Genomic DNA, 7715 nt, shown 5'->3' on the forward strand with positions numbered 1-7715 from the left:
ATGAAAAAATCGACGCGCCTCGAATGCAGCAACAACTGCTCACAGGCCGCCGCATTCACGGGGGCTTCGTACACTGTGCCGCATGACCTCTGCGCACAACGAAGACCCCCATCTCTGGCTCGAAGACATCGACGGCGAAGCCGCTCTGGACTGGGCTCGCCAGCAGAATGCACACGCCGTTCACACCTATGCGCAGTCGCCGGCCTTCCAGTCGATCGAGCAGGGCCTGCTCGAGGTGCTCGACTCGGACGCGCGCATTCCGATGGTCAGCAAGATCGGTGCGCTGTACTACAACTTCTGGCGCGACAAGGCGCACCCCAAGGGCCTGTGGCGCCGCACCACGCTCGATGAATACCGCACGCCCGAGCCCGCGTGGGAGACCGTGCTCGACCTCGACGCGCTGGCCGCGCAGGACGGCGAGAACTGGGTCTGGCACGGCGCCGACTGCCTGGAGCCCGCGTACGAACGCTGCCTGATCTCGCTGTCGCGCGGCGGCGCCGATGCCGACGTGGTGCGCGAGTTCGACCTGGTGAGCATGTCGTTCGTCGAAGGCGGCTTCGCGCTGCCCGAGGCGAAGAACCACGTCACCTGGAAAGACATCGACCACCTGTACGTGGGCACCGATTTCGGCCCCGGCTCCATGACCAGCTCGAGCTACCCGCGCCTGGTGAAGGAGTGGCAACGCGGCACGCCGCTGGCCGAAGCCGTCACCGTGTACGAAGGCGCGCACGAAGACATGTCGGTGAGCGCCTGGAGCGACCACACGCCCGGCTTCGAGCGCGACTTCGTCTCGCGCCAGATCGACTTCTACGACAGCGAGACCTGGCTGCGCGCGCCCGACGGCACGCTGGCCAAGATCGACGTGCCCGACGACGCCAACACCGGCGTCACACGCGAGTGGCTGCTGATCGAGCCGCGCGAAGACTGGACCGTGGCCGGCCGCACCTACACCGCCGGCTCGCTGCTGGCCGCGCGCTTCGACGACTACATGGCCGGCGCGCGCGAGCTCACGCTGCTGTTCGAGCCCGACGACACCACCGCGCTGGACGACTACTCGTGGACGCGCCACCACCTCATCCTCAACGTGATGCACGACGTGGTGAACCGGCTCGAGGTGCTCACGCCGCCGGCGGACGGCCTGGGCGACTGGGCGCGCGACAGCCTGGGCGGCGCGCCCGCGCTCTCGTGCGTGGCGGCCGGCGGCATCGACGAGACCGAGAGCGACGACTACTTCCTGACCGTGAGCGGCTTCCTGCAGCCGACCACGCTGTACATCGGCACCCTCGGCCAGGGCGAGCCGCAGCCGCTGAAGCACAGCCCCGGCTTCTTCGACGCCTCGCGCTTTCGCGTGAGCCAGCATTTCGCGACCTCGGCGGACGGCACGCGCGTGCCCTACTTCGAGATCGCCGCGAAAGACCTCGTGGCCGACGGCACCCACCCCACGCTGCAGTACGCCTATGGCGGCTTCGAGATCTCGCTGGAGCCGAGCTACAGCGGCGGCATCGGCCGCGCCTGGCTCGAGCGCGGCGGCGTGTACGTGGTGGCGAACATCCGCGGCGGCGGCGAGTACGGCCCGCGCTGGCACCAGGCCGCGCTGCAGGAGAACCGGCTGCGCACCTGCGAAGACTTCGCGGCCGTGTCGCAGGACCTGTTCGCGCGCGGCATCACCTCGCCCGCGCACCTGGGCGCCATGGGCGGCAGCAACGGTGGCCTGCTCATGGGCAACATGCTCACGCTGTACCCGCAGCTGTACGGCGCCATCGTGAGCGAGGTGGCGCTGCTCGACATGAAGCGCTACACGCAGCTGTCGGCCGGCGCCTCGTGGATCGCGGAGTACGGCGACCCGGAACTGCCCGACGAGTGGGAGTTCATCCGGACCTTCTCGCCCTACGAGAACGCCCGGGCCGGCACGCCCTACCCGCCCGCCCTTTTCACCACCTCCACGCGCGACGACCGCGTGGGGCCCGTGCATGCGCGCAAGATGCACGCGAAGCTGCTCGCGCAGGGGCACGACAGCAGCTTCTACGAGAACATGGAAGGCGGCCACAGCGCCGCCGCGGACAACAAGGCGTCCGCCTTCATGGATGCGCTCGGCTACGCCTACCTCTGGCACCACATCGGGAGACCGACATGAACAGCAGCACCGGGACAACCACCCTCGAACTGATCGGCGCGCCGACCGACATCGGCGCCAGCGTGCGCGGCGCGGGCATGGGCCCCGACGCACTGCGCGTGGCCGGCCTGGCTGAGGCGCTGGCGGGCCAGGGCTTCACGGTGCTCGACCGCGGCAACCTCGCGGGCCCGGCCACGCCGTGGGCACCGCCGGCCAACGGACTGCGCCACCTCACCGAGGTGATCGCCTGGAACCGCTCGGTCTACGCCGCCGTCGACACCGCGCTGGGCGCCGGCCACGTGCCGGTGATGCTGGGCGGCGACCACTGCCTGGCGATCGGCTCCATCAGCGCCGTGGCCTGGCATGCGCGAAAACGCGGCAAGAAGCTGCGCGTGCTGTGGCTCGATGCGCACTCCGACGTCAACACCGAGACCACGAGCCCCAGCGGCAACCTGCACGGCATGCCGGTGTCGTGCCTGCTGGGCCACGGGCCGGCGGACCTCACGGGCTGGAGCGGCGAGCCCGCGGCGCTGGCGCACGACGCCATCCGCTTCATCGGCATCCGCAGCGTCGATGCCGACGAGAAGGAAGCGATCCGCACACTCGGTCTGCACGTGTTCGACATGCGCCACATCGACGAGAACGGCATGCGCACCACCATGACTGAGGCGCTTCAAGATGTGGACGAAGACACCCACCTGCACGTGAGCTTCGACCTCGATTGCCTCGACCCGGCCGACGCACCCGGCGTGGGCACGGGCGTGCGCGGCGGGCCGACCTACCGCGAGATGCAGCTGTGCATGGAAATGATCGCCGACACGGGCCGGCTCGGCTCGGTCGACGTGGTGGAACTCAACCCCGCGCTCGACGTGCGCAACCAGACGGCCGAGGTGGCGGTGGAGCTGATCGAGAGCCTGTTCGGCAAGTCGACGCTGGTGCGCTGAGCGCGAAGCCTGTTCAGCCGCGGTTGGGCGACGGCGCCACCGGGAAGGTGGTGGCGGCGGGGCGGGTGGCGGGCTTCGGCGCGTCGTCGGCCGGTGCCGCATCGGCGGGCATGTCGGGGCCGCCGCCCTGCAGGAAGCGCTCGACCAGCGTGAAGAAGCGGTCGTAGAAGCGTTCGTCGGTGAGCGTCTGGCTCGCCACCTTGACCATCGCCTCGTTGCTGCCGCCGAAGGGCAGCGAGAGCGAGCCGATGGCGCCCACGCCCAGGCTGGCCGAGTTGCTGCCCTTCTTCAGGCCGTAGCGGTCTTGCAGTGCGGTGGCGAAGGCCACGGTGCTGCGGCCGGCCGAGGCGCTGCCGGCGCCCCCTTCCCGCGCGCAGACCACGCGGAACTCCACCTCGACATGCGTCTCGGCCGCGGGCTGGAAGCTCTTGCGCGCGGTTACCAGGTCGGCGTTGGCGGCCGTGACCATGTAGCCCTGGCTCAGCAGCGCACGGCGCGCCGCCTCGCAGGTCTGGGCCTCGCTGGCGGCGTAGTTGCGCGTGTGGGTGGTGGTCGAGTCGAAGTCTTCGGGCTCGTAGGTCTGGCGCGTGCCGAAGCTGCCGCAGCCGGCCAGCAACAGGGCCGACAGCAGGCCCGGGAACAGAAACGCCGGCACGCGGGCCGGCGAAGCGAAGAAAGCGGCAGAAGAGGTCTGGGGCATGGCAGGGCGGGAAAGACACCGGATGCTAACCAACCGGCGGCTTCGCTTCGAGCCCCCGGCAGGCCGGGGGTTCCCGAAAGGCCCTGCAAGCCCCGGAGATCGCGTCAGGGGTACAGACCGCGTTCCTGGCGCGCCATCAGGATGCGCTCGCAGGCCACCGCGTAGGTGGCAGTGCGCAGCGGGATCTTGTGCTTGTCGGCCGTGTCCCAGATCTGGTTGAGCGCGTTCATCATGATGCGGTCGAGGCGCACGTTGATCTCGTCCTCGTCCCAGAAGAAGGACGAGAAGTCCTGCACCCATTCGAAGTACGAGACCGTCACGCCGCCGGCGTTGCAGATCACGTCGGGCACGACCAGCACGCCGCGCTCGGCCAGGATGTCGTCGGCCTCGGGCACCGTCGGGCCGTTGGCGCCTTCGAGCACCAGCTTGGCGGTGGTCTTCTTGGCGCGTTCGGCCGTGAGCTGGCCTTCGAGGGCGGCCGGGATCAGGATGTCGCAGGCCACGTCCCAGAAGTCTTCATTCGGCACGATGTCGCCGCCGGCCTTGAAGCCGACCACGCCGTCGGTGCGCGAGATGGGCACCAGCTGGGTCAGATCGAGGCCGTTGGTGTTCACGATGGTGCCGGTGTGGTCCTGCACCGCGACGATCTTGGCGCCGGCTTCGACGAAGAGTTCGGCCGCGACCGAGCCCACGTTGCCGAAGCCCTGCACCGCGATGCGCGCGCCGCGCAGGTCCATGCCCAGGCGGCGGGCCGCTTCACGGCCGGTGACGAACACGCCGCGGCCGGTGGCCTTCACGCGGCCCAGCGATCCGCCCAGGTGCAGCGGCTTGCCCGTGACCACGCCGGTGGCGGTGCCGCCGACGTTCATCGAGTAGGTGTCCATCATCCACGCCATGATCTGCGCGTTGGTGTTCACGTCGGGCGCGGGGATGTCGGTGTGCGGGCCGATGATGATGCCGATCTCGCTGGTGTAGCGGCGCGTGACCTTCTCGAGTTCTTGCAGCGACAGCTTCTTCGGGTCGACGCGGATGCCGCCCTTGGCACCGCCGTACGGCAGGTTCACGGCGGCGGTCTTGATGGTCATCCAGGCCGACAGCGCCATCACTTCTTCCAGCGTGACGTCGGGGTGGAAGCGCACGCCGCCCTTGCCCGGGCCGCGGCTCATGTTGTGCTGCACGCGGTAGCCCTCGAAGTGGGCGATGGTGCCGTTGTCCATCTCGATCGGCACGTCGACGATCAGCGCGCGCTTGGGGCGCTTGAGGGTTTCGACCCAGCGCGCCAGCGGGCCGAGGTACGGCACGACGCGATCGACCTGCGACAGGTAGGTGCCCCAGGGGCTGTTGGCCGTCGGATTGACGAAGGAGAGTTTCTCGTTCATGGAAGATTCCCTTGGTTGGAATGGATGGGCGCAACGATATTCCGACTGAGGGCCGCGCGCCATGGCTTATGCATGCCGCGATGGCGGTTATGCAAGAGAAGTTGGAAGGCCCCTTGCGGTCCCTCTCGGCGCGGCCCGATGCAGGTGGATACGCACATGACAAAACCGTCATCCAGACGTTATCGGTCGCGTGGATGCGCTTCGTACAGTCGTTCTCACCAACCAAGCAACCACCTCAAGGAGTGAACGAACATGAAGCTGTCTGCCACCACCCGCCTTCTGAACACCGCCGCCGTCGCCGCCCTGCTGGGCCTGGCCGCCGCGCCGAGCTTTGCCGGCAACTACGCCGAAGGCGACCCGCGTCCCGCGCCCTTCGCGTCGTCGACGACGCGCGCCGCCGTGACGGCCGACGCCCAGCAGTGGCTGAAGACCGCGCCCACCCAGGGCTACAACGAGAACATGGGCCAGGAGCCGGTCGTGGTGTCGGCCAACAGCCGCGCCGCCGTGGCCGCCGACACCCAGCTGTGGATCCGCTCGGGCCTGGCCGCCCAGCAGTCGGGCGAAGCCGGCGCCGACACGTCGCGCCCCGGCTACCGCGAAGCCCAGGCCGCCTACACCAAGCTGCGCGAAGGCCCGGCCTACGGCGCGCTGGTCGACCAGCTCTCGGGCCGCCAGGCCGCCGCACCCGGCGCGCCCACGGTGCGTTGAATGCGGTGACCCACGGCTTTCGGTAGTTCAAATGACTGCGAAAGGGTAGTCCAACGGCATTTCCTTGGTTCTATCTCCTATGGCCGTGGCAAATAGGCCGCATTTCTTGCAGCCGATCGATGTGTGCGCCGGATAATCCTCGAATGCTTGATCTGGACCGCATCGATCTGCGCCTGCTGAAGATCCTTCAGGAAGACGGCCGCATCACCAACCTCAAGCTGGCGGAGGCGGTCGCGCTGTCCCCCACCGCCGTGCTGGCGCGCGTGCAGCGCCTCACGCGCGACGGCTTCATCCTGGGCTATGAGGCCCGCCTCGACCCCTACAAGCTGGGGCGCGGCTTCACCGTGTTCGTCGAGGTCCTGCTCGACCGCACCACCGCCAACGTCTTCGACCAGTTCAAGGCCGCCGTGCAGGTGCGCGACGAGATCATGGAATGCCACATGGTCGCCGGCGGCTTCGACTACCTCCTCAAGACCCGCATGGCCGACATGGCCGCCTACCGCGAGTTCGCTGGCACGGTGCTGTGGCAACTGCCCGGCGTGCGCGAGACGCGGACCTATGCGGTGATGGAAGAGGTGAAGAGCAGCGCGCGCTTGCCGCTCGGGGTCTGATCGGCGCACGCCCATCAGGGGGCGTTTTTGCCGGCGTAATTGCATGCGACAATTTAATTTTGTCGACAATATGTCGTCCCGCACCGCGTGGACGACATGCCCCCGAAGAAGCACACCATGGAAAACGAGCCTGGAAAAACGCTGTCCCAGACCATCTCGGACCGCCTGGCCGAGGAAATCGTGCTGCGCCGTTTCCAACCGGGCGAACGCCTGGACGAACAGACGATCGCGACGCGCTTCGGCGTCTCGCGCAGCCCGGTGCGCGACGCGCTGCGGCAGCTGGCCTCGACCCGGCTGATCGAGCACCTGCCGCGCCGCGGCTTCTCGGTGGCGACGATGGCGCCCGCCGACCTCGACGGCCTCTTCGAAGCTTCCGGCGAACTGGAGGCCCTGTGCGCCAAGCTGTGCGCGCTGCGCGCCGCGCCGTCGGAGCGCAAGCGCATCGAGTTCGTTCATCAGCAAGCCGGACACGCCGCGGCCGAGGGCGACGCGAAAGCGTACGCCGCGCTGAACGAGGAATTCCACGCGCTGATCTACGCCGGCGCCCGCAACAAGACGCTGCAGGACCTCGCACTGAGCCTGCGGCAGCGCCTCGCCCCCTTCCGCTCGCAAGGCTTCTTCACGACGGAAAACCGCCTGCAGCATTCCCATGTCGAGCATGACGCCCTCGTTGCCGCCCTGCTGGCGCACGACGGTGACGCCGCCGCCGCCGCCATGCACAGCCATGCGGCCAACTCGGCGATGAACGTGCTGCAGCACTTCGACGGCAGCGCCTCCCGCACCCCGTCTTCCAGCGCCGCCGCCTGACGCGGCTGTCGCGCCCTCTCCCTCCCTCCCGTTTCCGCTGGCCCGCCCCGGCCCGCCGCTCCCGGCGCAGGCCGGCCGCGGCATGCGTCCGCACGCTCGTTTCAGGCATGCCGCGACAAACCCTTGACGTTCGTGAACACCAAAACATAAAATTGCACACAATTCGCAGACACTGAATGCAAAACACCCGTCGCGGATTCCAACCCACCTACAAAAGAGGAGTCAATCGAATGTCTTGGATCGCGCTCGCCACTTACCGCCGCGCCGGCGGGCTTGCCCCCGCCCTGGTGATCGACAGCCAGCTGTACGACCTGGAGGCGGCCCGCGCGGCCGGCCTGCCACCGCTGCCCGAAGCCTGGGTCACGCAAGGCGTCGAAGCCATGCTGCGCGACTGGGCGAACGCCCAGGCCTGGCTGCGCGACGCCACGCCCATCGCCGCCGCGCTGGCCGCCT

8 protein-coding genes are annotated in these 7715 nt (G+C 68.7%); 6 read left to right on the forward strand and 2 right to left on the reverse strand.

The genetic code is table 11. The features are described from left to right. The first annotated feature begins 82 nt into the window (after positions 1–82). Together VBO01S_RS20130 and rocF are read left to right on the forward strand one after the other, a co-directional pair. Positions 83–2134 (forward strand): prolyl oligopeptidase family serine peptidase, encoded by a 2052-nt coding sequence (locus VBO01S_RS20130; protein ID WP_062478434.1) that lies wholly within the window; start codon positions 83–85, stop codon positions 2132–2134. Then, positions 2131–3057 carry an arginase gene (gene rocF, locus VBO01S_RS20135; protein ID WP_062478437.1) on the forward strand — a complete coding sequence of 309 codons (927 nt, stop codon included), beginning with the start codon at positions 2131–2133 and terminating at the stop codon, positions 3055–3057. The genes VBO01S_RS20130 and rocF overlap by 4 nt, the downstream gene beginning before the upstream one ends. A gap of 13 nt (positions 3058–3070) precedes the next feature. Here the strand turns inward: rocF and VBO01S_RS20140 are convergent, their stop codons facing one another. Together VBO01S_RS20140 and VBO01S_RS20145 are read right to left on the reverse strand one after the other, a co-directional pair. Further along, positions 3071–3757 (reverse strand): DUF2242 domain-containing protein, encoded by a 687-nt coding sequence (locus tag VBO01S_RS20140; RefSeq protein ID WP_062478440.1) that lies wholly within the window; start codon positions 3755–3757, stop codon positions 3071–3073. 104 nt (positions 3758–3861) lie between these two features. Continuing rightward, positions 3862–5136: a Glu/Leu/Phe/Val family dehydrogenase gene (locus VBO01S_RS20145; protein WP_062478443.1), complete on the reverse strand. Its 1275-nt coding sequence runs from the start codon at positions 5134–5136 to the stop codon at positions 3862–3864. A 252-nt stretch (positions 5137–5388) separates the two neighbouring features. On the opposite strand from VBO01S_RS20145, the gene VBO01S_RS20150 reads away from it, so the two are divergent. From VBO01S_RS20150 to VBO01S_RS20165, 4 genes are all read left to right on the forward strand, one after another. Next, complete coding sequence (locus VBO01S_RS20150; RefSeq protein ID WP_062478446.1) at positions 5389–5844, forward strand: hypothetical protein; 456 nt, start codon at positions 5389–5391, stop codon at positions 5842–5844. Between the two features lie 143 nt (positions 5845–5987). Continuing rightward, positions 5988–6455: an Lrp/AsnC ligand binding domain-containing protein gene (locus VBO01S_RS20155; RefSeq protein ID WP_062478450.1), complete on the forward strand. Its 468-nt coding sequence runs from the start codon at positions 5988–5990 to the stop codon at positions 6453–6455. A gap of 117 nt (positions 6456–6572) precedes the next feature. Continuing rightward, positions 6573–7262 carry a GntR family transcriptional regulator gene (locus VBO01S_RS20160; protein ID WP_062478453.1) on the forward strand — a complete coding sequence of 230 codons (690 nt, stop codon included), beginning with the start codon at positions 6573–6575 and terminating at the stop codon, positions 7260–7262. Between the two features lie 230 nt (positions 7263–7492). Further along, positions 7493–7715 (forward strand): hypothetical protein (locus tag VBO01S_RS20165; RefSeq protein WP_218005408.1); only part of this gene is annotated, 223 nt, incomplete at its 3' end.

It is taken from the genome of Variovorax boronicumulans NBRC 103145, assembly GCF_001591345.1.
Lineage (GTDB): Bacteria > Pseudomonadota > Gammaproteobacteria > Burkholderiales > Burkholderiaceae_C > Variovorax > Variovorax boronicumulans.